This window comes from Polaribacter sp. YIW18 (assembly GCF_057219325.1).
Map to the genome: position 1 here is coordinate 336143 of NZ_JBXVVE010000001.1, position 24359 is coordinate 360501.

Genomic DNA, 24359 nt, shown 5'->3' on the forward strand with positions numbered 1-24359 from the left:
CTTTTTTTTTTAATTATTTACTATTCTTTTAACTTGAGTATTTTTAAAACAAAAATTGTTTCTGTTAATAAAAAAATAAATAGTGGTATAATTAGGGCTCCTTTTTCTGGTAGATTAAAGGTTTCTCTTGTAAATATAGGGTTATAAAAAAATATAGAAAACAAAACTAACTTTATAAGTAGGATGCCTAAATAGATAAAACCTAGTTGAGGAAAAAGTTTATCAACAGTAGAAACTACTCTTAAATTTATACAAACGATACCCGAAAATAAGGCATGAAAAAGATATATTTTTTCTAGGGAAAAGGAAAGGTTTGCAATTAAATTCTCTAAAAGAAACTGGTGTGTATAAAAACCTGTTAAAAATAAAACACCAAAAACTATAATGTAGGTAAAAATATCTTTATTCATTAATTTTATTGGCTTGTTTAACTAACAAATACATGGTTAAAAAGATAGCCAAAAGTGTCATTGTTTCTGTTAAAAAAGTTAATTTAAAAACACCATCTAACCATTTGCCTAATAAAAAACCTAAATAAATGGTTACCCCCATTTGTAAACCAGCACCAGATAGTGCAATGGCTTTGTTAAGCGGTTTTTTCTGAGGCTTTTTTTGTTTCATTATCTTTATTTAGTTCTTTTAATGCACCTTTCATTGCACAAGTTGCATTAAACGTTGCGCCTGGTTCTATAGATAATTTACCAATGGTTACATCTCCAGAAATATTTGCAGTGGATTTAATAGTTAAAGTATTTGCTACAGATAATTGTCCAGAAAATTTACCTTCTATATCTGCATTTGTAGATTCTACATTCCCTTTAATAATACCTTCTGAACCAATAATTACACGTCCTTTGGTTTTTAAAGTACCTTCTAGAATGCCGTCTATTCTAAAATCTCCTTCAGAATTTATATCTCCAACAAATGTGGTGGTTTTTGCAATTACATTTCTTTCCATGGTTCTTGGTTTATTTTTTTGCATTTCTTCTTTTTTTTCTTTTTTACTAAACATAACTATTTACTTAATTGTTTAAGAATTTCTGTTGCCATTTTTCCTTCTTCTGTATTTCCATAGTTAACTGCAACAAATTCTAAGGCTTTTGAATAGGTTTTTTTATCTAGGTATTTTCCTATTGCGTAGGCTTTTAAAAGTTCAAATTTAGGTTTTAATTTTGAACTTGCAAGTGTGGGTAGTAAATCATTCACTTTTACAAGTACCTCTTTGTAATTTTTTTCTTTCTTATAAATGTAATATAGTTCTTTATAGGTTTTTTCTACTTCTGTAACCTCTTGATCTTCTTCTATCTTTTTATTTGGATTTTTAATGATTTGCGCAAAAACAGTTTTTGGATAATCGGTAAGAATGGTGTTTTTATAACTGTTTGCTTTATTTGTTTCTCTTAGACTTTTATGTATTTGATACAAATGCCAATTTATAGGCAATACTAATTCTTTTCTAGGGTTTAAGCTGGCTACTCTTTCTAAACGATTTACAGCTAAGTTAAGGTCTTTAAATTGTTCTTTGTATATTAAACCTAATTCGTATAAAGCCTGGTTTCTATCTATTTTTAAAGTGTCTATATTTTCTTTATTTGTAGGAATTTTATCTAAATAACTTGCTAAATCGTATCTTAAATCTTTGGTTTGTACCACTGCAGAATCTTTTTCTGTACTACCAAAGTTAACCGTAGAAGACCAACGCCATTTGTCTGCTAATTTTCTATCTCCCCAAATTTTTCTAAATTCGGTTTTACCAAAACCTATAGATTGATTGTTATAAAAATACCACTTCCCTTTGTTTGTTGCTTGCAAAGAACTTGTGTTATTGGCACCAAAAGCAATTTGATTCAACCTTAATTGTGCATCTTCTTTATCTTTCTTTTTAATACGATCTATATAGTTTTGAAAAAATTCTTCTTGTCCTTTTTTGGGTAAAGAGGCTATCTTTAAAATACTATCGTTTTTTGCTACTAAATTTTCGAATTTAATCAAAGAAGCTAAATTTCTATATTTTCTTTTTACTCTTCGTATTCTTAAATCTAAGGTATCTGTAGTTACTTTTAAAACACTATCATAGTAAGAACTAGCAGCTAGATAATTAGAATTTTTAAAGTAGAGATTCCCTAAGTTTTCGTAGGTAAAACTTTTTTGTTTGTCTGAACCGTTTTTTGCTCTTAAAGATTTGTTGTAAAACTCTTTTGCCAATCTAACACTATCGTACTTTTGGTGGGTTAAACCTACTTGGTAATATAGCTGATCTAAGTAAGGTCTGTTTTCTCTTTTTTCTATCAGCTTTCTTAATCTTTTTAAAACCGAAGAAGATACAGAATCATTTGAAGCATTTTTTGCCAATTCTATAACCGAATGTATTTTGTATTTGTAAGGTGCCTTTTTAAAATTGCTGAGCTTGTTAAAAACAATAGTTGCTGAATCTTTTTTGTTTTCTTTCGCATAAATTTGCCCTAAAACAAACATATTTCTTGCAGCTTGAGCTTTATTTTCTTGTGTTCTTGTGGCTAATTGTAAATGTTTTTTTACTTTTTGAAGACTGTCTGCTTTCATGTAAGCCATAGCCAAAGCTGTGTGCCCTTTTTCTTTTAACTCGTTAGATAAATCAGATTCTAAAGTATCTTTTACATCTAAAAGTAACTTCATAGATTCTATAGCAAACTCTTCATTATCCATTCTAATGTTTGCTTTAGCACGCCAAATTTTGGTTTCTGCTATTAAGTTTGCATTTGGATAATTGGCAATTACATAATTAAAGGCTTCTATTGCCGGTATAAAACGTTGTGTATAATAACGAGATTTACCCAACAATAAATAAGCATCATCTATTTGACGGTTTCTCTCTAATCCATTGATATTCATGCCGTGCTTTTGAATCGATTTAACGGCTTTTTCTTCGGCAATATCAAAAGGTGTAGATGCTTTTTTGGTTTCTTCTTGTTCTGCCGGCCTACCAAAACCTGCACCTGGGCCATTACTTTTAAAAACGGGTACTGCAATTTTACGGTCATCAAAATCTATAGGTTCTATAACCAATTGTTGAAACCAATCGTCTTTATAACTATCTCTAATACCTTGTAACCCTTTTTCAAAGGCCTCTTCTCCATTAAAAATAATGTTGAATTTGGTGGTTAAAACATGATAATTTCTATTAATAACAGTATCTTTTCTTGTGCTACAAGCGTGTAATACTCCTAAAAGAAGAGTAAAAACTAGTATTTTTTTAATGTGCTTCATAAAACTAAAAACTCTTACTTACAACTAATTTCTTTTGAAAATAGTATAAATAAGAGTGTAAAAATAGTAATAAATTAAGAATAACGACTTTATAGCGCAAAATAGCTTTCTAATTCTTTTAAAGTTTCTGTTGATGTTTGGATGTCTTTTACTACTTGACCTTTGTCTAAAACCACAATACGCTCACAAACCTCGGTTACATGAGTTAAATCATGACTAGAAATTAGTACCGTAATTTCTCTGTTTTCAGTTAATTTTTTTATAATTTCCTTTAAACGGATTTGTGTTGTTGGATCTAAGTTTGCAAAAGGTTCATCTAAAATTACTACCTGCGGATTTCCCATCATTGCAGCAGCAATACCTGCTTTTTTCTGATTTCCTTTACTTAAATCTCTTAAATATTTTTTCTTTCCTATAATTTCCCCATTAAAAAACTCATCAAACTGTGCTAAAAAACTGGTTACGTCTGCTTTGTTCATACCACGTAAATCGCCTATAAAATCGAAATATTCTTCTGGTGTTAAGTAACCAATTAAAAAAGATTCGTCTATAAAAGAACCTGTAAAGTTTTTCCATTCTTCACTTTTGCTTACCACAATATCATGGTTGGTAATTGCGCCAGATGTTGGTCTAATTAAATCTAATAAAATATTAAAATAAGTGGTTTTTCCTGCGCCGTTATTTCCAACTAATCCAAAACTTTGCCCTGTAGGAATCTCTAATGCAGCTATATTTAAAACTTCTGCTTTTCCGTATTTTTTTGAAATTTCTGTAGTTTGTATCATAGTTTTGTGTTTTAATTTTCTTGTTTAAAAGCGTGAATCATTATGTACTTAGAAGCATGATATTTTTTGGTTATTACCAACATTAATTTTTTATGCAATGCAATGCCAATAAAACCTAAAACCGCCAAAGTAATTGTAGCTGTCTCAAAACCTATTTGCCAATTTAATAAGGCAAAAAGACCCATTGGAATAACCATTAAAGGGATACCAATTAACCATTGTACAGCGCCTGTGCCTTGATAATTAAAAGCAGCTTTTTCATCTAAATTTATTCTTTTTCTATTAAAAGAACCTCCATACATAATTACATGTGTATTTACACCCACATTGTAAATTGCAGCAGCAAAATGTACCAGTAGAATTTTCCAGCCAAAGTAAACATAAGGTATCCCTAAAACGAATAAAATAATTACACTTACACACATTAAGGTAAATTTAGAGGTTAAATAACGTTCGTACTTAAAATTCTGACTCATTAGCATGTTGTAATAAACACTATCCCAAGCAGGTATAAATTGACCAAAATTTATTAAAAAAGCACCTGTTGAAAAAATACCTACAAAAGCAAATAAAAATTCTTTGTCTGCATACAGGGGTTGTGGATAAAAGAATAAACCATATAATAAACCTATAATAAGAATAAATAAAGAGGATTTTGTTCTCTTATTTCTTGTGATTAACCGCAGATCGTTTTTCATAAACGGAGCCAAATCTCCAAACCTGTTTAACCAAGATAAATCTGATGAATTTGCTTCTTTTACTTTAATTGCAATGGCCTCATCTAAGTATACTTGACTTCTTAATTGTTTGTAGTTTAAATGATATAAAACCACAAGTAAAATAATACTAACTAAACTGTAAATAGGATTCTGATAAATAAAGTCGAAACCTTGCCCAACATAACCTGCTAGATTGAAAATTTCGAAACGCTGAACCAAAAATCCACCTAATAAAATGGCTATCATAAACCCAAAAGCAATATTATTTTTATTGACTAAGAAATTTAAAAAGTTGATACTTTGTACGAGTAAAATCATTAAAAATAACCATCCTAAAACACCATTTGTATCATAACCTTCTTTTATCAATACCACTGAAAAAGGAATGTAAAAAAACAAACTCATGATATTAAAAAATGAAAATGATGATTTTACCAATACGTAATTGACAATGGTTTTCTTTTTAATAGGTAAAAGTAACAATGGTTTAATATTCATTACTGGAAGTTTCTGCATGAGGTACCGAAAAATCAAATCGCCAGTAATGGCAAATAATAAAAATGAATTGACCACAACTAAAGGGTCTTTTTCTGGATACATTTCTTTTATCGCAAAAAAGCCGCCAAATCCCATCCCTAAAAATATGAGTATAAAATACACAGCAAAAAACCCAATTAAAATTTTAGCACCCATGCTTTTACCAAAAGCAGCAGATCTAAAAAATTGTTTCCATTCTAACTTTAAAAAATGTGAAATCATACGTTGGTTATTTTGTTCTAGTAATGTGTAGTTTAAATGTAAAATTTGTTACAAATTTTTTACTAATTTATATTCTGGGTATGTTTCTTCTAGTAACTGTTCTGCTTTTTTGGGAATTATCACTAAAGTTACATATCCAAAAATAACCAAAATAGTTAGTAAAATAGCTGAAAAAAAACGCCTAAAATCGCCCATTGCTAAAAAGTCTTTTGTATTGTTGGGTAAGAAAAAATCAAACATATAAAAAAATATAATTACAGAATTACCAATTCCATTCATATGAATTACATCTTTAAACATCCACTTTTTTTGCGTTATTTTAAATTGTTGTTTTGCTTTTCTTTTATTGTTGATTAAAACAATTAATTCTAAAACAATTACAACACCATAAATGGTTGCATATATATAATACCCATTTTGCAATTCTTGAATTTTATAAAAGGCAAAAAGTAGAAAAAAAGTCAATATTATTTTTTTCAAACGAAACCACTCTTTGGCAAACTTAAAAATAACCTTAAAGTACTTTTTTGTCATTTGCCTTTGCTTCTTTTCTACAACATCCATAAAACCAAAAACACCAAATTTTTTAAACGATTTATCTCTAGCTTGTTCAAAGGTAATTTTTGGATGTTCCTCCCAAATTTGCTCTATATCATTAGCCAAATGATCTACCAATTCTGTTTGCACATCATAATGTTCTACATAATGTTGTCTTGTAAATTTGTATAGGTTTTCTATTTGTATTTCTGATAATTTCATGTCTTTGAAATTTGATATTTTGTAACTACTTCTTTGTGTTTTTTGAAGAAGTGATGACAAATGTACACTACTGTAAAACCAGCACAAACAAAGCCTGTAAACACAGGGTTCATTTCACCATTTTCTTTAAAAACACTTCCAACAAAAACGGCTAACACTAAAAATATTGTTCCAAAAAATTGGGTTTTTAAAATAAAACTATAGGTTGTTTTTTGTTTAAGTTGAATTATTTTAAAAATAATAAAGCCTATATAAATTAGCATAGAAAATGTAAAACCCGATAAAAATCCATTTATAGAATTTGCAAAGCCTTTAGAAACTTGTATTGGTATTACTTTTAAAAATGCAACTGGTAAAATATATGCAGCTAAATATAAAAAGTAGAAGTATTTAAACTGCTTTACTGCTTTATTTACAACAATTTTAGAGTTGGAATACAACATACCAAAAAAGAAACTAGAGGTTTCTCTAAAATGTTTTTCCCAACGTATTTTAACTCTTGCAAAAGCCTCTTCAAATGTATTGCCTTTTTGCATAAAATTTTCAACATCAGAAATTATATGATCTAAAATTTCATCTTTTAAATCTATAAAATCGAAGTTTTTAGATGCTAAATAGTCTTGTACATTTTCTATTTCTTTTGTTGTTAATTCCATACTAATCGAAGCTAAATTTAGGGTTTACCAAATGCTGCATGGTTTTTAAAAACTCCTGCATTTCTTCTAACTTGTTGGCAGTTTCTTTAGTGCCACTTTCGGTTAATTTGTAATATTTTCTTAGTCGATTTCCCACTTTTGCAACCTCTACATCTAACAAACCATCTGCTTCTAACTTGTGTAAAGCTGGGTACAAAGCACCTTCTGTAATTTTTAGTTCGCCTTTTGTGAGTTCTTTTACTTTTTGGGTAATTTCGTATCCATACATTTTATCGTTGGTTGCTAACAACTTTAAAATAATGGTTTGTAAAGAACCTTTGTATAATTTCTGATTTCCCATTTTGTTGATGTGTAATCGATTAATTGTTGAAATGTATAATTGTTTTCCTGTAACTTCGAGTAATTTCGATTTTTTTTTAATCGAAATTGTATCGAGAAGTCTTGTGTGTTCTCGATACAAATTTGTTAAGCTACGCTTACTATCTTCAATAAAAATGTATTTTTATTTCGATAATTTTTCAAAATCACTCAAGGTGATATTTTAAATTTGTCTATGCAACTCGCATCAAATATACATAATTTTTTGATGCATAGAAATCTTATGTATTAATATCTAACAAAAAAATCCTGAAAAGTTAACTTTTCAGGATTTTTTATAAATAAGATTCCTGCCTAAGCAAGAATGACAATCTTGAGTATTTTCCCCTTTGGAGGATTAAAGGTTTTTTTTACTTCTTCACTTTTAAAACATCAGCAATTACCCTTTCTAACTCCGCTTTTGGTAAGGCACCATTTGCCATTTGTGGTTCGCCTTCTGTAGGGCAAAACAACATAGAAGGTATACTTCTAATACCAAATGCTGCAGATAATTCTTGTTCTGCTTCAGTATCAATTTTATAGATATTTATTTTACCATCATATTCTTCTGAAAGTTGCTCTAAAATGGGTGCTAACATTTTACATGGCCCACACCAATCTGCATAAAAATCGATTAATGCTGGTTTGTCTCCTTCAAATTTCCATTCCTTATTTTCTTCAAAGTTAAATACCTTTTTTAAAAAGCTATCTTTTGTTAAATTTTCTGTCATAATAAATAATTTTCACAAAAATAGTCGTTTTTATTTGCTTCAAATTACAAATCAACATCAATATGAAATTACAAACGTTAAAAAATGTTAAATAACTGACAATATGTTAAATAACATCTAATTTTGATATAAATCAAATTTTATTACTCATGAAAATAAAAATCATTTTACCTGTTCTTACAGCAAGTGTTATTTTAGCATCTTGTTCTAAAGAAATGAAACAAAGAAATATAGACGTGAATTATCCTGAAACTATAAAAAAACCAGTTGTAGACACCTTATTTGGAACTGCTGTAACAGACAATTACAGATGGTTAGAAGACGACAAAAGTACAGAAACAGAAGCTTGGGTAAAAGCAGAAAACGAAGTTACTTTTAATTACTTAAGCAAAATTCCTTATAGAGAACAATTAAAATCTCGTTTGTCTGAATTATGGAATTATGAGAAGGTTGGTAGCCCTTTTAAAGAAGGTGATTACACGTATTTTTATAAAAATGACGGTTTACAAAACCAATATGTGGTTTATCGTAAAAAAGAGGATGGTGATGCAGAAGTTTTCTTAGATCCAAATACATTTTCTGATGACGGTACAACCTCTTTAGGTTCGTTAAGTTTCTCTGAAGATGGAAAAACAGCTGCATACGCTATTTCTGAAGGTGGTTCTGATTGGAGAAAAATAATTGTAATGGATGTCCGTTCCAAAACCATTAAAGAAGATACTTTGGTTGATGTAAAATTCTCAGGAATTTCTTGGTACAAAAACGAAGGTTTTTACTATTCTAGTTACGACAAACCGAAAGGAAGTGAATTGTCTGCCAAAACAGATCAACACAAATTGTATTATCACAAATTAGGTACATCTCAAAAAAATGATGCAGTTATTTTTGGCAGTATTCCATCAGAAAAACACAGGTATGTTAGAGGTTATGTAACAGAAGATAACCGGTACTTAGTTATTACCGCCTCTGTTTCTACTTCTGGAAACAAGTTATTCATCAAAGATCTATCAAAATCAAATAGCAAATTAGTTACAATTTTAGGTGATGTTAAAAGTGATACCTATATCATTGCCAATAGAGAAAGTAAACTCTATTTAGTTACCAATTTAAATGCACCCAATCAAAAAGTAGTTACAGTTGATGCTACTAATCCTACCCCAAAAAACTGGCAAGATTTTATACCGGAAACAAAAAATGTATTAAGTCCTTCAACTGGTGCAGGTTATTTCTTTGCAGAATATATGGTAGATGCAGTTTCTAAAGTATTACAATATGATTTTGATGGAAAATTAATTAGAGAAGTAAAATTACCAGGAGTAGGCTCTGCTGGAGGTTTTGGAGGAAAAACAAAGGCAACTGAATTGTACTTTTCGTTTACCAATTACAACACCCCAAGTTCTTTGTATAAATTTAACCCAAAAAAAGGTACATACAAATCATACTGGAAACCTTCAGTTGATTTTAAAGCTGACGCTTACACAAGTAAACAAGTGTTTTATACCTCTAAAGACGGCACAAAAGTTCCGATGATTATCACCCATAAAAAAGGAGTAAAATTAAATGGTAAAAATCCAACGATTTTATATGGATATGGAGGATTTAATATCAGTCTAACACCAAGTTTTAGTATTGCCAATGCTGTTTGGATGGAACAAGGGGGTATATACGCAGTTCCTAATTTACGTGGTGGTGGAGAATATGGTAAAAAATGGCATGATGCAGGTACACAACTTAAAAAGCAAAATGTTTTTGACGATTTTATTGCAGCTGCAGAATATCTAATTCAAGAAAAATACACATCCTCAGAATATTTAGCTATTAGAGGTGGCTCAAATGGAGGCTTATTAGTTGGTGCAACAATGACGCAAAGACCAAAGTTAATGAAAGTAGCATTACCAGCTGTGGGTGTTTTAGACATGTTGCGTTATCACACATTTACAGCAGGTGCAGGTTGGGCTTACGATTATGGCACAGCAAATGATAGCAAAGAAATGTTTAATTATTTAAAAGGATATTCACCTGTACACAACGTAAAAAAAGGTACAAAATACCCAGCAACTTTAGTAACCACAGGAGATCATGATGATAGAGTTGTGCCAGCACACAGTTTTAAGTTTGCAGCAGAGCTTCAAGAAAAACAAGCTGGCAAAAATCCTGTTTTAATTAGAATAGAAACCAATGCGGGCCACGGAGCAGGTACACCCGTTGCTAAAAGCATAGAACAATATGCCGATATTTTTGGTTTTACTTTATACAATATGGGTTTTAAAAAATTACCAAATCCGCCAAAAAATAAAATAAAAGGTTAAAATTTGTAACAAATACAAATAAAGTTAACCAATTATAAGGCATTTAAAATGCTAGAAAAAGAGTGAAATAAATATTCAAATCAAAAACAGTCAAATGAAAACAATTAAAAAAGTTTTTTTTACAACTGCAATTGCCACATTAACTTTTGTTGGATGTAAAGAAGAAAAATCAGCAGAAACTGCAGGCATCGTTTTAGAAAACATGGATACTTCAGTAAAACCAACAGACGATTTTTTTAAACACGTAAACGGAAACTGGTTAAAAAACACAAAAATTCCAGACGATAGAACTTCTTGGGGTGGTTTTGGCGAGTTGCGTAAAAAAACAGATGCAGATGTTTTAAATATCCTAAACCAAGCCATTGCAGAAAGAGATTTTCCAAAAGTTAAAGATGCCAAAGGAAACGAAATAGATTCTGACCAAGAAAAAGCAGTAAACTATTACCAAACTATTATGGATACTTTTGCCAGAAACAAACAAGGCAAAGCACCAGTATTGCCTTTTTTAACAAAAGTAGACGAAATTAAAACCAAAAAAGATGTAGAAAATTACATAACGAACATGGCCCCTTATGGCGGAGGTGGTTTTTACGGTTTTGGTGTTTTTAACGATTTAAAAAACAGTAGCCAATATGCAGGTTATTTAGGCGCTGGTTCTTTAGGGATGACTAGAGATTATTATGTAGATGCTAAAGTAGCAGATAAGCTAGCAAAATACGAAGAGTTTGTAGCTAAAATGTTACAAGAGTTTGGTGATGATGCAGCTACAGCCAAAAAGAACGCAGCAACCATTGTTGCTTTCGAAAAAAGTTTGGCAGAACCAATGATGACCAAAGAAGAAAGAAGAGATACCCGTAAAATGTACAACCCAATGACGGTTGCACAACTTACAAAATTGGCTCCAGCAATCAATTGGAAAGCACATTTAACAGGTATTGGTGTAGCAGATTTAGACAATGTTATTGTTACAGACCCTGGTTATTTTAAAGCCATGAGTTCTATTTTTAACAATCGTTCTGTGGCAGACATTAAATTATTATTACGTTGGAACACCATTAACAGTGCTTTAAGTAGTTTATCTACAGATTTAGAAAAAGCAAATTGGGAGTTTTACAGCAAAGAAATGAGTGGTGCTAAAAAACAACGCCCAAGAGACGAACGTGCTTTAGGTAATTTAAATGGTGCTATTGGCGAAGCTTTAGGAAAATTATATGTAGAAAAAATGTTTCCGCCAGAAGCCAAAGCCAAAGCCAAAGAAATGATAGACAATGTAATGCTAGGTTTCGAAAAACGAATTGCTCAATTACCTTGGATGAGTGAAGAAACAAAAACAAAAGCCTTAGAAAAATTACACAAATTAACCGTTAAAATTGCCTACCCAGATGTTTGGAAGGACTATTCAGAATTACAAGTAAAAGGTTTAGAAGAAGGTGGTTCTTATTTTGAAAACGCTATAAATGTTACCAAATGGAACTACAATAAGAATATGGCAAAATTAGGAAAAGAAGTAGACAGAACAGAATGGGGTATGTCTCCACAAACTGTAAATGCTTACTTTAATCCTGTAAATAACGAAATTGTTTTTCCAGCAGCAATTTTACAACCTCCTTTTTACAACTATAAAGCAGACGAAGCTGTAAATTATGGTGGAATTGGAGCAGTTATTGGTCATGAAATTTCTCATAGTTTTGATGATTCTGGAGCACGTTTTGATGGTGACGGAAATCTAAAAAACTGGTGGACAGACAAAGATGCAGAAGAATTTAAAAAAGCAGGTAAAAAACTAATCGATCAATTTAGTACAATTGTTGCTATAGACAGTATGAAATTGAATGGAGAATTTACACTGGGAGAAAATATTGGAGATTTAGGGGGTGTACAAGCAGCTTACGAAGGTTTACAAATCTTTTTAGATAAAAACGGTAGACCTGGTAAAATAGATAATTACACACCAGAACAACGTTTTTTCCTATCTTGGGGTACCATTTGGAGAACCAAAATGCGTGATGAAGCACTAAAAAACAGAATTATGACAGACTCACACGCTCCTGGAATGTACAGAGCTTACATGCCTCTTAAAAATGTAGACGCATTTTACCAAGCATTTAACGTACAACCTGGAGATAAAATGTACTTAAAACCAGAAGACAGAGTAAGAATCTGGTAAAAACACATTGTCTTTAAGTATTTATCAATATACTTTAGAAATTAGCAAAAACCGATGCGAAAGTGTCGGTTTTTCTTGTCTTAGCTTTTATACATTTGGGCGTTCCCTTTCAGGTCGCGCTTTACGCTGTATCTTTTTGTAAAAACAAAAAGGATGCCGCTACAATCGCTAACGCAGGCTTACTTGGCAACGTCCTGTCATTCCTGCGAAGGCAGGAATCCATACAAACGCAATTTATAGATTCCTGCCTTCGCAGGAATGACAAAGAAACCTTACTTTTGCTACATGCTAAAAGTCGAAAACATCTCTTTCAATTACACCAAAAACAAACCTGTTTTACAAAACTTTACATTCTCTGTAAAGCAAGGAGAACACTTATGTATTATGGGCGAAAGTGGTTGTGGAAAATCGACACTTTTAAAAACAATTTATGGTTTACTAGACTTGCAAAAAGGAACTATTTTTTGGCATGATGAACAAGTTTTAGGTCCAGAATTTAATTTGGTACCCGGTTTTGAAAAATTTAAATATGTAGCACAAGATTTCGATTTGATGCCCTACATTTCTGTATCCGAAAACATCAAAAAACACCTTTCAAGATTTTATCCAGAAGAAAGCGAAAAACGTACGCAAGAACTCCTAGAAGTTATAGAAATGACTGCCTTTAAAAACACCAAAGTAAAAAACTTAAGTGGTGGCCAAAAACAACGCGTTGCTATAGCTAGAGCTTTGGCAAAAGAACCCCAATTATTGCTGCTAGACGAACCTTTTGGACAAATAGACAACTTTAAAAAAAATGGTTTAAGGCGTAAGTTATTTAGTTATTTAAAAGAAAAAAATATTGCTTGTATTGTGGCTACTCACGATAAAAATGATGCGCTTTCCTTTGCAGACAAATTACTTGTTATTAAAAAAAGTAACATTTTGGTACACAATGCTCCAAAAGAAGTTTACAACCATCCAAACTCAACATATGTGGCGGCTTTGTTTGATGATGTTAATGAAATAACCATAAACGGAAAAACGGTTTTGTTATATCCGCACCAAATTAAAATTGCAGAAACATCAGACTTAAAAGCAACAGTAAAAAACACTTATTTTAAAGGTTCTTATTGGTTAATAGAAGCTGATTTTGATGGGCAAATAGTCTTTTTTAATCATTTTTCAGACATCAAAAAAGGAGAAGAAGTTTTACTGTCTTTATAACTTATTAGAATGTGCTGCTATACATTTTGTTTGAGTATAAATTTATTTAAACAACGTCATATTTAAGTAAACATTACTTCTTCACCAATATTCGCTTAATTTCATTCAATTTCATAAGCGCTTCAATAAATGTTAAGATATCTATATTTGGAGCTAAAATTTCTTTTGCTAGCTTTTTCATTTTTTAAACCTTCTTTTTTTGTGTAAAAAACACCAAAATATAAAACCTTGATTATCATTTATTTAAAAACTTTGTATCCCTGAATTCAGGGATAAATATCCCTGGATTCAGGGATGCCAAAATATCCCTGAATTCAGGGATTGACAACATCGTTTTTAGGGTTTATTTTTACAAGAGAAAAGATAACCCACTTTATAAACGGGATATAACAACTTTTTATTTGTTTATAAAGAGTTGTGCAACATAAAACCAAAATTACGGTCGAAAAAGGGTTGACCTCCCAAAATCGGAAAATGTGAAAGTTGAAACCGAAGTAAAATAAAAAGTAAAACGAGCTACGAAAATCGAAAGAGTAGAAAATTATTATAAATCTGAAAAAGTCTTTCAATAAAAAATAAAAAGCTTTTTCCAAAAAAAATTAAAATGAAACATTTATTAAAAATAACATTCGTTATATTTACATTAATTTTCTTGTCTTGCAGTCAAGAAAATGAGCACGAATTAATAACGGAAAGTACTCTTATTGATAGTGAGTTAAAAAAGGATTTCAAAGATTTTGCTTTAATTATATCTGAATCTTTAAAAGATGAAAATGTAGTAAATTATATACTTACAGAATCATCTAAAAGGTTTGATGGAGATTATGATATCTTATTAGCAAAAGATTTTTCTAAAAATAATTTTGCTAAATCAGAAAAAGAAAATGTTAATTTAAAAACATTACTTGAAAACAATTTAAATAAAGGGAAACTTAAAAGTAAAAATGCTAAATCTAAAAATTTAGATACTTATTTTAGTGAACTATTGGAAAAATACCCTACTATACAAATTTCTGTTCCAAATTATAGTTCTTCAAATACTTTAAGAAAAGGTTCATCAGTAATAAAACCATTAGTAGCTTATGCTAATGATAATGAAGAGTCTATAACTGCATTTGATGAATTTGGTAATTCTCAAAAATTAACAAATGATAATATTCCAACAAGACCAGTTATTGTAATTTCAAAAAGTGAAAGAGTTGTAGCATTAAATGATAGTGAACAATCTGAATTGTCTTATTACCACAGAAATTTTCCTTGCTTTCAAGAAATGTCAATAGAAAGTAGAGAAACTAACAATGATTTAAGGTATTATAGATTATATAGAGATGATTGTGGAATATATGCAGGTGGTGGTTCTGGAAGTGGTTCTGGCGGAACTACTAACACAATTGACAGAGATAATAATAGCAATGAAGACAATTTGTTTAGAGTTAGATTTAATAGTATGAAAGATAAAAGAAAGTATGAATCTTGGTGGTATGGAGATGCTGAAGTAATGGTTAAAGTTGTCTTTGCTAAAAATAGTTCTGGAGTGTCATTATTTGAAACTACTACAAAAATGATTAATCACGGTTTTATTAAAACTAAATGGTGGGGTGAATCATTTACTAAAGATAATAACGTAAATATTCCTATTGTATATTGGGAAACAAGTATTTACGGTGATAGAATGAAGTATATGTTTTACGAAATAGATGATAGAGGAAAAACTGGTAAAGTTGAAACTTCAATTACTACAAAATTAGATGACAATACAAGTACAACAGTAAAAGGTAGTTTCGACAAAAAAGAAAAAGATTTATTTATGGGGGATGTAATTGTGAATTATAAATCAAAAACTAAAGGAGAAGGAACTAAATTCAATACAGGGTCATTTTCTTGTTGGATTAATCAAAAATAAAAATATGAAAAAATTAATATTTATATGTTATCTATTTTTAGCTACATTAAATTCATTTGGGCAATTTAAAATTAGTGCTTATACTGAAAACTATTTTGGTTTAGAATTAAATTTATCAAAAAAGATAAGTACAGAATTAAGATTTAAAGCAAATAATATTGGAGAGGAATTTAGAAATGAAACAATTGTTTTTTATGACCTTTTTAATAAAAGCTATTATCAATTTAAACTAGGATTAGGAGTTGATTATAGATTATTTGAACCTGATGGTTTAGACAGTTTTATTTTTCCTTTTCAATTTGAAATAAAACCTTTTGAAAAATATAAATTTATATCTTTTGTATTTGAACCCTCAATTGTTTCAGAGCTGGAATCTAACACCTACTTTAGAAGCCTAATTGGAATAAAAATAGAGTTATAAAAATTACGTTGCACAACACCGTATAAAAAAAATTGCTATTAAAAGCCAACTTATGAAAGTTCTCGCAAACTTTCTAGTTGGCTTTTATTTGTTAACTTAACTGCTTAAACCACGCAACTTTCCTTATACAAACACGTTAGTAAAAACTAAAAAACCTGTTCAATTTTAATACGTTGTTCGTTAAAAGTAACCTCATCATTTTCTACTTTGCCCAATAACAATTTTCCAATGGGAGAAGATACAGAAATAGCAAAAAAATGTTTACCACTGGCTGTTAGCTTACCTGCAGAAATTGCTAAAAAATAGTTGGCTTTGTTGGTAAAAATAATACTACCCAAATGTGCATTTTTGCTAGTTTTAGAAACATCTACTCTGTTTAATATTTCTTTCATTTGTGTTATGCCTGCTAATTGCTGACTCGCTTTTTCTATTTCCAACTGCAACATGGCACGTCCTGTTTCATGTTTATCGCCAGCAGAATTTTTAGTTTCAGATTGCAATCCTTTCTGGTTAGAAGTAATAATTTCTTCTACAGTTTGTAAGCGTTTATTTACAAAGTTTTCACATTGCGTAAAAAGTTCTTGTTTAAAATTCATTATCTAGTACAAAAGCAAAGGCACCATAATTTCCATGATGGGTTTTAGTAAGAGTTATGGTTGTTTTTTCACTATTTTGATAAATAAAAGGAATGCCCAAAGCATTTTTTTTAATTTGTATTGCTGATGAAAAATAAGCTTGTATTTTTTTATCAATAATTTTGGTGGTATTCAAAATAGTATCAATAAAAAATAGCTTTGAAATCATTTTTATGTCATTTTTTTCTATTGCAACTGTGTAAATGTAATTATTTGTTACTATATATTTTATATGATATATAAGGGTATTAAATTGTACAATTCCACTTTGATTAGAAAGTATTTTACATGAAAATTTTTGGGGTGCAAAAAAACGTTTTTGAAACTGCTGAACATGGCATTTATAGGCAGCTTCTTTCATACTCCAAAACAACCAAACTTGGTCAAATGGGTTTTCTGATTTTAAAATGGCCGCTTGCTCTTTTTGGGTGTATTGTTTTTCTAAAAACCCTGGTCTTTGCCAATTACTTTGTGTTTTGGCAAGGTTTAAATCAATAATATCGTTTCCAATTCTAGGCATTCATTTTATATTGAATAATAGCAACTGTAGCTTTTACATTCAACATTTTTTCCATAGAATCGTTGTCTATTTCTATGTTAAAGGCATCTTCTACATCTAAAATAATATCTACCAAATTTGCTGAATTTATTTCTAAATCGTTAATAAAATCTGTTTCTTCAGACATGTTTTTAAACCCTTCTTCGTTCTGAACATAGGGTTTTACGATGGTAGTTAATTTTTGTATGATTTCTTCTTTTTTCATGTTGTTCTAAATATTTTTCAGACCTCAAGGGTTTTTAAAACCTGCAAAGTCTTTAAGTGTAAGTTAATTATATTTCTTAAAAATAACACAAGCATTTACATCACCAAAACCAAAACTTGCTTTTGCTAAAATAGTAATATTTGTGTCTGTTTTTTTTCTCGGAATTTTATTTTTGTCAATCAATGCTAAAATTTCAGGATGCACATCATCACAATTGATATTTGGAAACACAAATTGCTCTTTTATTTGAATAACAGCAGCCACAGATTCTATAGCACCTGCTGCTGCTAAACAATGCCCAACTTGCGATTTTAACGAATTTATCAATGGAAAATCTACTCCATTTCTACCCAAGGCTTTGGTCCAATTTTCTATTTCTAAAGCGTCTTTTGAAGTTGCTGTTAAATGCCCATTGATAACATCAATTTCTTTAGCAGTAATTTTTGCATCTGCAATGGCATTTGTAATACATTTCTGAACAGCCTCTGCATTGGGCGCTGTTAAAGTACCTCCTTTTCTTTGTCCACCAGCATTGATATTACCGCCTAAAACCTCTGCATAAATAGTGGCTTTTCTTGCTAATGCACTTTTTAGAGATTCTAAAACCAAAGCGCCACCTCCACTTCCAGGAACAAAACCAGATGCAGTTGTACTCATGGGTCTTGAGCCTTTTTCTGGACTTTCATTATGTTTATAAGTCATTACACGCATGGCATCAAAACCTCCCCAAGTATATAAACTGCTATCGCTAGAACTCCCAACCAACATTCGTTTTGCTTTTCCGTTTTTAATACGTTCAAAACCCATTAATAAAGCTTCTGTACCGGTTGTACAAGCAGATGAATTTGTGGTTACTTGGTTGCCAAAACCTAAAATTCCACTCAAATAAGCAGTTACACCACTTGCCATGGTTTGTAAAACGGAGGTACTTCCTAAACGTCTTACATTTTGGTCGTCTATTTTATAAATGGCTTCTCTAAATTTCTCAATTCCTGAAGTTCCTGTTCCAAAAATTAATCCTGTATCATAATCTAAAGGTGAATTTTCATCAACAGTAAAACCTGCGTCTTTCCAAGCATCTATACCTGCCATAACTCCATATAAAATAGAAGTTGACTTGAAACCTCTTAATTGTAAGGGTGTTAAATATTCTTGTTTTTTTTCTTCGGAAACTTCTGGAATACCTCCAATACAACAAGAAAAACCTTTATCTTTTAAATTTTGATGATATGTAATACCTGATTTTCCAGATTTTATGGCATTTGTAAATGCTTGTAAACCTACTCCATTTGGAGCAACTACTCCTAAACCTGTTATAACGACTCTGTTTTTCATCTTTTGTGATTATTTTTTGACACGTATTTTACGGATTATTTACAGGTTTAACACTTCTTTTACTTTATTAAATTTCTAGACCTCAAAAGTTTTTAAAACCTTTGAGGTCTGATTAACTAAACTATTAACATTCCTGAAATAGTACCTCTACAGACCAATTGGTTTTGGGTGTTCATCATTTTTACTTTACATGATAGTTTGTTGAATCTAAAATAAACTTTTTCTGAAGTTACGTTTACTTTTTCGTTGGGTAAAACTGGTAAATAAAAATCTACTTGATTAGATGTTAAAGCAATTTTTGGTTTTTTAGTTGCTGTTATTTCATCTTTCAACAAAAAAATACCCAAACAAACTACACCAATTTGTGCCATGGTTTCTGTTAAAATTACACCAGGTGTTATTGGCTTATCTTTAAAATGTCCTTTGTAAAAAAATTCATTTTCTTTGTAAGTATAAGCTCCTTTGACTCCATTTTCGTCGATTTCTATAATTTTATCAACAAACAAAAAGGGTTTTTGATAAGGTAGGTTATTTATGATGTGTTGGTTATTCATTTTTGTTAACTTCATTTTACAGACCTCACAGGTTTTAAAAACTTTTGAGGTCTAAATTACCACTCTAACAATATACGTTGTGCAGAAAATCCTGGCCCAAAACTTAACATAATTCCACGTTCTCCTTTTTGCAGGTTTCTATCCATAAATCTTTCTAAAACATACAAAACTGTAGCACTAGACATATTACCATACAAACGCAAAACTTCTTTAGTGTCCTCTATATTTTTACCTAAAACACCAAACAATTCTTCTACAGTTTGTACTATTTTTTTTCCTCCTGGATGAAAAATTAAGTGATCTACATCGTTAATAGTTAAGTTATTATTTTCTAAAAATGGATGAATAATCGCAGGAAAATGGTCTGCAATTTTTTGTGGAACTTCTTTGTCTAAAATCATTTGCAAACCTGTATTTACCAGTTTAAAACCCATCATATTTGTGGCGTCATAAAAATGATACATGGCCTCGTCTATAATTGTTGGGCCTTCATCTTCTTGATAGGATGACAAAATTACTGCTGAAGCCCCATCACCAAAAATAGCCGCAGAAACAATATTTGTCATCGAAAAATCTTCTAACTGAAATGTTGCTGTAGGTGCTTCTACGGCAATAACAGCAGCTCTTTTATTTGGGTTGGCTTTTAGGAAGTTTTTGGCATAGATAATTCCAGATACACCTGCTGCACAACCCATTTCTGTAACTGGTAAACGCACAATATCTTGTTTCATCCCTAGGGAATTTATAAGATATGCATCTACTGAAGGAATCATAATTCCTGTACAACTTACCGTAATTATGTAATCGATATCTGTGGGTTTTAAACTTGCTTTTTCTAACGATTTTTTTAAAGATTGTTCTGCCAATTGTACTACTTCTCTTGTATAAATATCATTTTTTTCTTCAAAAGAAGTGGCTGTAAAAACTTCTTCTGGATCCATAATAGAATACCGCTTATCTACACCTGCGCCTTCAAAGAGTTTGATTACTTTTCGTTGAAAACGGGTTTCTTGATTTTGCATCCATAACTTTACAAACGGAATAATGTCTTTGGTTTCTTTATAATATTTAGGTAGCTGTTTGGCTACTGATGTTATTTTTACTTTCATTTTATTTTTTTTATAATCCACAGAAAACGAAATGCCCATTTCCAGGAAATTTGTGGAGTAACATTTATTTTTGATGAAATTTTTTCTAAATCATCTCTTTTAAATCCTCTTAAAATAGAGGTTAACCCATCTTCAATAATCATTTTATTGCTAATAAAAATAGACAGTAATAGAAACAAATAATAGGCTAATGTATGTCTGTGTAAATCGTTAACCACCATGCCAATTTTAGTTTGTTTGATGGTGTTTTTTAAAAAAGAAACCAATTGTTCTTCTTTAAAATGATGCAAAAACAAGGTGGCTATTACTACATCAAAGGTTTCAGATTTAAAATCTTTAGAAAAAATATCCTGAGTTTTAAAACTCAATTCTGGATATTCCATAGATAATTCGTTGGCATAATCTATGGCTGCTGAGTTGGCGTCTACACCAATTAATTTGAATTTATAGCCTTCTTTACGCCCAAATTTTGCAACATCTCTTAAAATATCTCCATGCCCACAACCAATATCTACAATGGTAATTTTTTGTTCTTTTGGGTGATTTTTTAAGAGCGCCTTTAAGCCATTTACAGTAACTTTATTGCCTCCTAACCATCTGTTAATTTTCTCTAATTTATCTAAAGTATCTCGCAACAAATCGCCACAAATCGAAAAATCGTCCATCAATTCTTCTTTGTCTGTTCTTTGTTTTGTGTTGATGAAAAAATCCATTATTGATTTTTATAGTTTGATTGGTTTTCCATGCGTTTGTTTGATAATTAGAGGTAATAAAAATGGCATTCTCTTTAAAATTGATAATAAAAACGATGCAATTTTGTCTTTTCTAAACAACATTGCTATAAAATGACCTGCTTTTAAACGCCAATTAAATTGCTTGTTCCACTGTCTAATATAAAGGTTTTCGAATTGCTTTCTAGATTCAAGTTTATCATTTAAGTAATTTAGAATCAGTTTAGATGCTATTTGTGCAGATTGTATTGCCATACTCATTCCATTTCCACAGAGTGGATGAATCATGCCTGCAGCATCACCAGACATAATGATATGATTTTCTACTGGCTTTTTGGGTTCAAAAGAAATTTGACTGATAGATAAAGGCTGCTTCCATATTGGACTTGCATTTTGAAACATTTCTTTTAAAAATGTATTTTTAAAAACCACATTTTCTTGAAAATCAGTAATATTTTTATGTTTTTTAAAAGATGAAAAATTAGTAATATAACACAAGTTGATCACATCATTTTCTACTTTAGAAACACCACAATAGCCTCCTTTAAAATTGTGTAAAGCCACTTTGTTTTTAGGAAAATTGCCTTTTACATGAATTTTTACACCTAAATATGGCGATTTCTTTTTGATAAAATCACGCTCAAATTTTATGTCTAACAAACTACGTTTACCAAAAGCACCAATGCAAATTTTTGAAGTGAAACTGTTATTTTCTTTTGTTTCAACAGTAAATACATCTTTCTTAAAATTGATATTTATCACTTGATCTTGTAAAATTTCTACACCATTTTCTTTGGCTTTTTTATACAATTCGAAATCTAAAGTGTAACGTGAAATACCAAAACCACCTAAAGGTAATTTTGCAGTAATCACTTTATTTTTTGTGGTAGATAATTGAAAATCATCAATTTTTACGGCGCCAAAATTAAATGGATTAACGTTTAAAAATTCTAAATAAGGTAAAACTTCATTTGAAATATATTCGCCACAAACTTTGTGTTTGGGGTAATTGTTTTTTTCTATCAATAAAACTTTTTTATCGAATTTAGATAAGTGAATTGCATTGCACAAACCTGCTAAACCTCCACCAACTATAACAATATCGTATTTCAATTTATCTTTATTCATGTATTTGACACCCTAATTTTGGTCTAAAGGTTTTTATTCACTTACTAATTATTTTATCACGAAGGTCTTTTTGGTTTTAAAAGTATATTTTCTTAAAACTCAAATTTTAGTTGTACCCAAACAGGTTCTTTTTTTTCTGTATTTAAATTTCCAAAAGAAATACCTAACAGTCTTACAGAATTCAATAACTTTTCTTGATACAATAGCTCTTTTACAATGGGCATAAATTCTGTTTTTAATTGCAAAAAATTTGATACTGTTTTACTTCTGGTTTGTTGGGTAAAATCAGAATATTTTATCTTTAAAGTTACCGTTTTTCCTTTGGTGTTGGCTTTTTTCATTCTTCTTTCTAATTCATCTGCAATATTTTCTAATTTTTCTAGCATAAATATTTCTGATGATATATTTTCAAAAAAAGTTCTTTCTGCTCCTAAAGACTTTCTGATTCTATTTGGTTTTACTGGGCTATTGTGAATTCCGCGAACAATATTGTAATAATGCGCCCCTGATTTACCAAACAATTGCACCAACTCTTCTAATGTTTTTTTCTTTAAATCGTTACCCACAAAAATGCCTAAATTATACATTTTAGCTGCAGTAACTTTACCTACTCCATAAAATTTGTTAACGGGTAAATCCTCTAAAAATTGTAAAACTTCCTCTGGATGAACCGTTTTTTGACCATTTGGTTTGTTAATATCAGAAGCAACTTTAGCAATAAATTTATTGATAGAAATACCTGCAGAAGCATGTAAACCTGTTTCATCATAAATACGGCATCTAATTTCTCTGGCAATAGCATTTGCAGACGGATTCCCTTTTTTGTTTTCTGTAACGTCTAAATAAGCTTCATCCAAAGAAAGGGGCTCTACTAAATCTGTATACTCGTAAAAAATTTCTCTAATTTTTGCTGAAAGTTCTTTGTATCTTTCAAAATCTGATTTTACAAAAATAATATGAGGACATTTTTGTTTTGCCAGCACATTACTCATCGCAGATTTTACGCCAAATTTTCTAGCTTCGTAACTGGCTGCAGAAACTACACCTCTATCTCCACCGCCACCAACAGCAATGGCTTTACCTCTTAATTCTGGATTGTCTAACTGCGCTACAGATGCATAATAAGCATCCATATCTACATGAATTATTTTACGAAAAGGAGGTTGCAATTCCATCTTTCGAAATTACAAAATTTGAAGTTGAAATTATCTTAAAAAATTGATACAAAGATTTGTAACGCTTTTTAACTCTTTAGACATGTTTGTTTTTTTCCATGGATGAGAAACATTAAAAACATGGTCTGCATTTTTAATAATTTCAAACTCACTTTTCGCGTTCCATTGATGTAGGTTTTCTCCTTCTTTTATAGAAACAGACCTATCTGCATCCCCATGAATTACTAAATGGGGTATGGTAATATTTTTAGCTGCTTTTTGAATATTTAGGCGTTCTTCGTTTTCTTTAAAATTAATGTAAAACTGGTAAAAGTGAGGCATTTGTTGTTTAGTTCGTCCGTTAACAACATATTTAACCCCTGTTTTTTTCCAGTTTTCTAAATCGCCAATGGTAGAAGATCTTGAACCAAAATCACAAACTCCAGCCAATGTAATTACCTTTTTAACTCTCTCATCCTCATTCGCTTTTAACAAAACAATCCCTCCTCCTCTACTGTGTCCAATAATGGAAATATCGTTAGATTTTATTTCGATTTTAAATTTTTCTTCGGATAAAACCCAATCTAAAATGCTTTCTAAATCGTCTAATTCTTTTGTGTAATTGTTATTCCCAAAAGCATTTAAATCAGGAAAATCTATGGGGTTTTCTGCAGTACCTCCATTGTGAGAAAAGTTGAATTTTACAAAGAAAAAATCAGCTTTAGCGAATGCTTCTGCCATTATATTCCATGCACCCCAATCTTTAAAACCTTTGTAACCGTGGCAAAAAACAACTACTTTTTTGGGTTGATGAGTTTGTTTATAAAAAACATCTGTAACAATAGGTTTTTGATGTTTTCCTTGAATTAGTATATTTTTTAAAATTTTCATAATACAATGCTATTTATTGAGAAGATGCGTTAAATTTACT

General features: G+C 30.4%; 25 protein-coding genes. 5 read left to right on the forward strand and 20 right to left on the reverse strand.

Annotated features, from left to right (window positions below):
• Positions 1-20 precede the first annotated feature (20 nt).
• The 10 genes from AC2D6T_RS01395 to trxA all read right to left on the reverse strand — a co-directional run bounded on the left by AC2D6T_RS01395 (position 21) and on the right by trxA (position 8012).
• The gene (locus AC2D6T_RS01395) at positions 21-410 is read right to left on the reverse strand and encodes a DUF6168 family protein (RefSeq protein WP_484680211.1); all 390 of its coding nucleotides are present in this window, start codon (positions 408-410) and stop codon (positions 21-23) included.
• Entirely contained in the window at positions 403-621 is a 219-nt protein-coding gene (locus AC2D6T_RS01400) for an AtpZ/AtpI family protein (protein ID WP_298949769.1), read from the reverse strand. Before AC2D6T_RS01400 ends, AC2D6T_RS01395 begins: the two co-directional genes overlap by 8 nt.
• Positions 587-982 (reverse strand): bactofilin family protein, encoded by a 396-nt coding sequence (locus AC2D6T_RS01405; RefSeq protein ID WP_484680212.1) that lies wholly within the window; start codon positions 980-982, stop codon positions 587-589. Before AC2D6T_RS01405 ends, AC2D6T_RS01400 begins: the two co-directional genes overlap by 35 nt.
• A 32-nt stretch (positions 983-1014) precedes the next feature.
• On the reverse strand, positions 1015-3246 hold the full coding sequence (porW, locus tag AC2D6T_RS01410) for a type IX secretion system periplasmic lipoprotein PorW/SprE (RefSeq protein WP_484680213.1): 2232 nt from the start codon (positions 3244-3246) through the stop codon (positions 1015-1017).
• A gap of 89 nt (positions 3247-3335) precedes the next feature.
• A complete protein-coding gene (locus tag AC2D6T_RS01415) occupies positions 3336-4031 on the reverse strand; it encodes an ABC transporter ATP-binding protein (protein ID WP_298949763.1) in 696 nt (231 codons plus the stop codon).
• An 11-nt stretch (positions 4032-4042) separates the two neighbouring features.
• Positions 4043-5509: a DUF5687 family protein gene (locus tag AC2D6T_RS01420; protein ID WP_484680214.1), complete on the reverse strand. Its 1467-nt coding sequence runs from the start codon at positions 5507-5509 to the stop codon at positions 4043-4045.
• A gap of 48 nt (positions 5510-5557) precedes the next feature.
• Positions 5558-6268: a hypothetical protein gene (locus AC2D6T_RS01425; RefSeq protein WP_484680215.1), complete on the reverse strand. Its 711-nt coding sequence runs from the start codon at positions 6266-6268 to the stop codon at positions 5558-5560.
• The gene (locus tag AC2D6T_RS01430) at positions 6265-6924 is read right to left on the reverse strand and encodes a hypothetical protein (protein WP_484680216.1); all 660 of its coding nucleotides are present in this window, start codon (positions 6922-6924) and stop codon (positions 6265-6267) included. The genes AC2D6T_RS01425 and AC2D6T_RS01430 overlap by 4 nt, the downstream gene beginning before the upstream one ends.
• Before the next feature lies 1 nt (position 6925).
• Entirely contained in the window at positions 6926-7264 is a 339-nt protein-coding gene (locus AC2D6T_RS01435) for a PadR family transcriptional regulator (RefSeq protein ID WP_298949753.1), read from the reverse strand.
• A gap of 388 nt (positions 7265-7652) precedes the next feature.
• Positions 7653-8012 carry a thioredoxin gene (gene trxA, locus AC2D6T_RS01440; RefSeq protein ID WP_484680217.1) on the reverse strand — a complete coding sequence of 120 codons (360 nt, stop codon included), beginning with the start codon at positions 8010-8012 and terminating at the stop codon, positions 7653-7655.
• Positions 8013-8161: 149 nt separating this feature from the next.
• Between trxA and AC2D6T_RS01445 the strand changes: the two genes are divergently transcribed.
• From AC2D6T_RS01445 to AC2D6T_RS01465, 5 genes are all read left to right on the forward strand, one after another.
• Positions 8162-10321, forward strand: coding sequence for a prolyl oligopeptidase family serine peptidase (locus AC2D6T_RS01445; RefSeq protein WP_484680218.1), 2160 nt, complete (start codon positions 8162-8164; stop codon positions 10319-10321).
• 94 nt (positions 10322-10415) lie between these two features.
• On the forward strand, positions 10416-12488 hold the full coding sequence (locus tag AC2D6T_RS01450) for a M13 family metallopeptidase (RefSeq protein WP_484680219.1): 2073 nt from the start codon (positions 10416-10418) through the stop codon (positions 12486-12488).
• A gap of 285 nt (positions 12489-12773) precedes the next feature.
• A complete protein-coding gene (locus AC2D6T_RS01455) occupies positions 12774-13694 on the forward strand; it encodes an ABC transporter ATP-binding protein (RefSeq protein WP_484680220.1) in 921 nt (306 codons plus the stop codon).
• A 604-nt stretch (positions 13695-14298) separates the two neighbouring features.
• Positions 14299-15597 carry a hypothetical protein gene (locus tag AC2D6T_RS01460; RefSeq protein ID WP_484680221.1) on the forward strand — a complete coding sequence of 433 codons (1299 nt, stop codon included), beginning with the start codon at positions 14299-14301 and terminating at the stop codon, positions 15595-15597.
• Positions 15598-15601: 4 nt separating this feature from the next.
• A complete protein-coding gene (locus AC2D6T_RS01465; RefSeq protein WP_298949742.1) occupies positions 15602-16018 on the forward strand; it encodes a hypothetical protein in 417 nt (138 codons plus the stop codon).
• A 146-nt stretch (positions 16019-16164) separates the two neighbouring features.
• On the opposite strand, the gene AC2D6T_RS01470 is transcribed toward AC2D6T_RS01465, so the two are convergent.
• From AC2D6T_RS01470 to AC2D6T_RS01515, 10 genes are all read right to left on the reverse strand, one after another.
• Positions 16165-16614, reverse strand: a complete 450-nt coding sequence (locus AC2D6T_RS01470; protein WP_484680222.1) for a 3-oxoacyl-ACP synthase — start codon at positions 16612-16614, stop codon at positions 16165-16167.
• Complete coding sequence (locus tag AC2D6T_RS01475) at positions 16604-17173, reverse strand: 4'-phosphopantetheinyl transferase family protein (RefSeq protein WP_298949155.1); 570 nt, start codon at positions 17171-17173, stop codon at positions 16604-16606. Before AC2D6T_RS01475 ends, AC2D6T_RS01470 begins: the two co-directional genes overlap by 11 nt.
• Entirely contained in the window at positions 17166-17417 is a 252-nt protein-coding gene (locus AC2D6T_RS01480) for an acyl carrier protein (RefSeq protein WP_298949153.1), read from the reverse strand. The genes AC2D6T_RS01475 and AC2D6T_RS01480 overlap by 8 nt, the downstream gene beginning before the upstream one ends.
• 63 nt (positions 17418-17480) lie before the next feature.
• On the reverse strand, positions 17481-18752 hold the full coding sequence (locus tag AC2D6T_RS01485) for a beta-ketoacyl-[acyl-carrier-protein] synthase family protein (protein WP_298949151.1): 1272 nt from the start codon (positions 18750-18752) through the stop codon (positions 17481-17483).
• Between the two features lie 116 nt (positions 18753-18868).
• Complete coding sequence (locus tag AC2D6T_RS01490) at positions 18869-19306, reverse strand: 3-hydroxyacyl-ACP dehydratase FabZ family protein (RefSeq protein ID WP_298949167.1); 438 nt, start codon at positions 19304-19306, stop codon at positions 18869-18871.
• A gap of 56 nt (positions 19307-19362) precedes the next feature.
• The gene (locus tag AC2D6T_RS01495) at positions 19363-20415 is read right to left on the reverse strand and encodes a type III polyketide synthase (protein ID WP_298949149.1); all 1053 of its coding nucleotides are present in this window, start codon (positions 20413-20415) and stop codon (positions 19363-19365) included.
• Positions 20412-21128, reverse strand: a complete 717-nt coding sequence (locus AC2D6T_RS01500; RefSeq protein ID WP_484680223.1) for a methyltransferase domain-containing protein — start codon at positions 21126-21128, stop codon at positions 20412-20414. The genes AC2D6T_RS01495 and AC2D6T_RS01500 overlap by 4 nt, the downstream gene beginning before the upstream one ends.
• A 9-nt stretch (positions 21129-21137) precedes the next feature.
• The gene (locus tag AC2D6T_RS01505; protein ID WP_438989413.1) at positions 21138-22274 is read right to left on the reverse strand and encodes an NAD(P)/FAD-dependent oxidoreductase; all 1137 of its coding nucleotides are present in this window, start codon (positions 22272-22274) and stop codon (positions 21138-21140) included.
• A 92-nt stretch (positions 22275-22366) separates the two neighbouring features.
• A complete protein-coding gene (gene dinB, locus AC2D6T_RS01510; protein ID WP_347186315.1) occupies positions 22367-23449 on the reverse strand; it encodes a DNA polymerase IV in 1083 nt (360 codons plus the stop codon).
• A 30-nt stretch (positions 23450-23479) separates the two neighbouring features.
• Positions 23480-24319, reverse strand: a complete 840-nt coding sequence (locus AC2D6T_RS01515; protein WP_438989412.1) for an alpha/beta hydrolase family protein — start codon at positions 24317-24319, stop codon at positions 23480-23482.
• Positions 24320-24359 lie beyond the last annotated feature (40 nt).

Excerpts from the sequence above, each read along its gene's own strand:
- AC2D6T_RS01395 (WP_484680211.1), bottom strand. The coding sequence starts at position 410 with ATGAATAAAGATATTTTTACCTACATTATAGTTTTTGGTGTTTTATTT.
- AC2D6T_RS01400 (WP_298949769.1), bottom strand. The coding sequence starts at position 621 with ATGAAACAAAAAAAGCCTCAGAAAAAACCGCTTAACAAAGCCATTGCA.
- AC2D6T_RS01405 (WP_484680212.1), bottom strand. The coding sequence starts at position 982 with ATGCAAAAAAATAAACCAAGAACCATGGAAAGAAATGTAATTGCAAAA.
- porW (WP_484680213.1), bottom strand. The coding sequence starts at position 3,246 with ATGAAGCACATTAAAAAAATACTAGTTTTTACTCTTCTTTTAGGAGTA.
- AC2D6T_RS01415 (WP_298949763.1), bottom strand. The coding sequence starts at position 4,031 with ATGATACAAACTACAGAAATTTCAAAAAAATACGGAAAAGCAGAAGTT.
- AC2D6T_RS01420 (WP_484680214.1), bottom strand. The coding sequence starts at position 5,509 with ATGATTTCACATTTTTTAAAGTTAGAATGGAAACAATTTTTTAGATCT.
- AC2D6T_RS01425 (WP_484680215.1), bottom strand. The coding sequence starts at position 6,268 with ATGAAATTATCAGAAATACAAATAGAAAACCTATACAAATTTACAAGA.
- AC2D6T_RS01430 (WP_484680216.1), bottom strand. The coding sequence starts at position 6,924 with ATGGAATTAACAACAAAAGAAATAGAAAATGTACAAGACTATTTAGCA.
- AC2D6T_RS01435 (WP_298949753.1), bottom strand. The coding sequence starts at position 7,264 with ATGGGAAATCAGAAATTATACAAAGGTTCTTTACAAACCATTATTTTA.
- trxA (WP_484680217.1), bottom strand. The coding sequence starts at position 8,012 with ATGACAGAAAATTTAACAAAAGATAGCTTTTTAAAAAAGGTATTTAAC.
- AC2D6T_RS01445 (WP_484680218.1), top strand. The coding sequence starts at position 8,162 with ATGAAAATAAAAATCATTTTACCTGTTCTTACAGCAAGTGTTATTTTA.
- AC2D6T_RS01450 (WP_484680219.1), top strand. The coding sequence starts at position 10,416 with ATGAAAACAATTAAAAAAGTTTTTTTTACAACTGCAATTGCCACATTA.
- AC2D6T_RS01455 (WP_484680220.1), top strand. The coding sequence starts at position 12,774 with ATGCTAAAAGTCGAAAACATCTCTTTCAATTACACCAAAAACAAACCT.
- AC2D6T_RS01460 (WP_484680221.1), top strand. The coding sequence starts at position 14,299 with ATGAAACATTTATTAAAAATAACATTCGTTATATTTACATTAATTTTC.
- AC2D6T_RS01465 (WP_298949742.1), top strand. The coding sequence starts at position 15,602 with ATGAAAAAATTAATATTTATATGTTATCTATTTTTAGCTACATTAAAT.
- AC2D6T_RS01470 (WP_484680222.1), bottom strand. The coding sequence starts at position 16,614 with ATGAATTTTAAACAAGAACTTTTTACGCAATGTGAAAACTTTGTAAAT.
- AC2D6T_RS01475 (WP_298949155.1), bottom strand. The coding sequence starts at position 17,173 with ATGCCTAGAATTGGAAACGATATTATTGATTTAAACCTTGCCAAAACA.
- AC2D6T_RS01480 (WP_298949153.1), bottom strand. The coding sequence starts at position 17,417 with ATGAAAAAAGAAGAAATCATACAAAAATTAACTACCATCGTAAAACCC.
- AC2D6T_RS01485 (WP_298949151.1), bottom strand. The coding sequence starts at position 18,752 with ATGAAAAACAGAGTCGTTATAACAGGTTTAGGAGTAGTTGCTCCAAAT.
- AC2D6T_RS01490 (WP_298949167.1), bottom strand. The coding sequence starts at position 19,306 with ATGAATAACCAACACATCATAAATAACCTACCTTATCAAAAACCCTTT.
- AC2D6T_RS01495 (WP_298949149.1), bottom strand. The coding sequence starts at position 20,415 with ATGAAAGTAAAAATAACATCAGTAGCCAAACAGCTACCTAAATATTAT.
- AC2D6T_RS01500 (WP_484680223.1), bottom strand. The coding sequence starts at position 21,128 with ATGGATTTTTTCATCAACACAAAACAAAGAACAGACAAAGAAGAATTG.
- AC2D6T_RS01505 (WP_438989413.1), bottom strand. The coding sequence starts at position 22,274 with ATGAATAAAGATAAATTGAAATACGATATTGTTATAGTTGGTGGAGGT.
- dinB (WP_347186315.1), bottom strand. The coding sequence starts at position 23,449 with ATGGAATTGCAACCTCCTTTTCGTAAAATAATTCATGTAGATATGGAT.
- AC2D6T_RS01515 (WP_438989412.1), bottom strand. The coding sequence starts at position 24,319 with ATGAAAATTTTAAAAAATATACTAATTCAAGGAAAACATCAAAAACCT.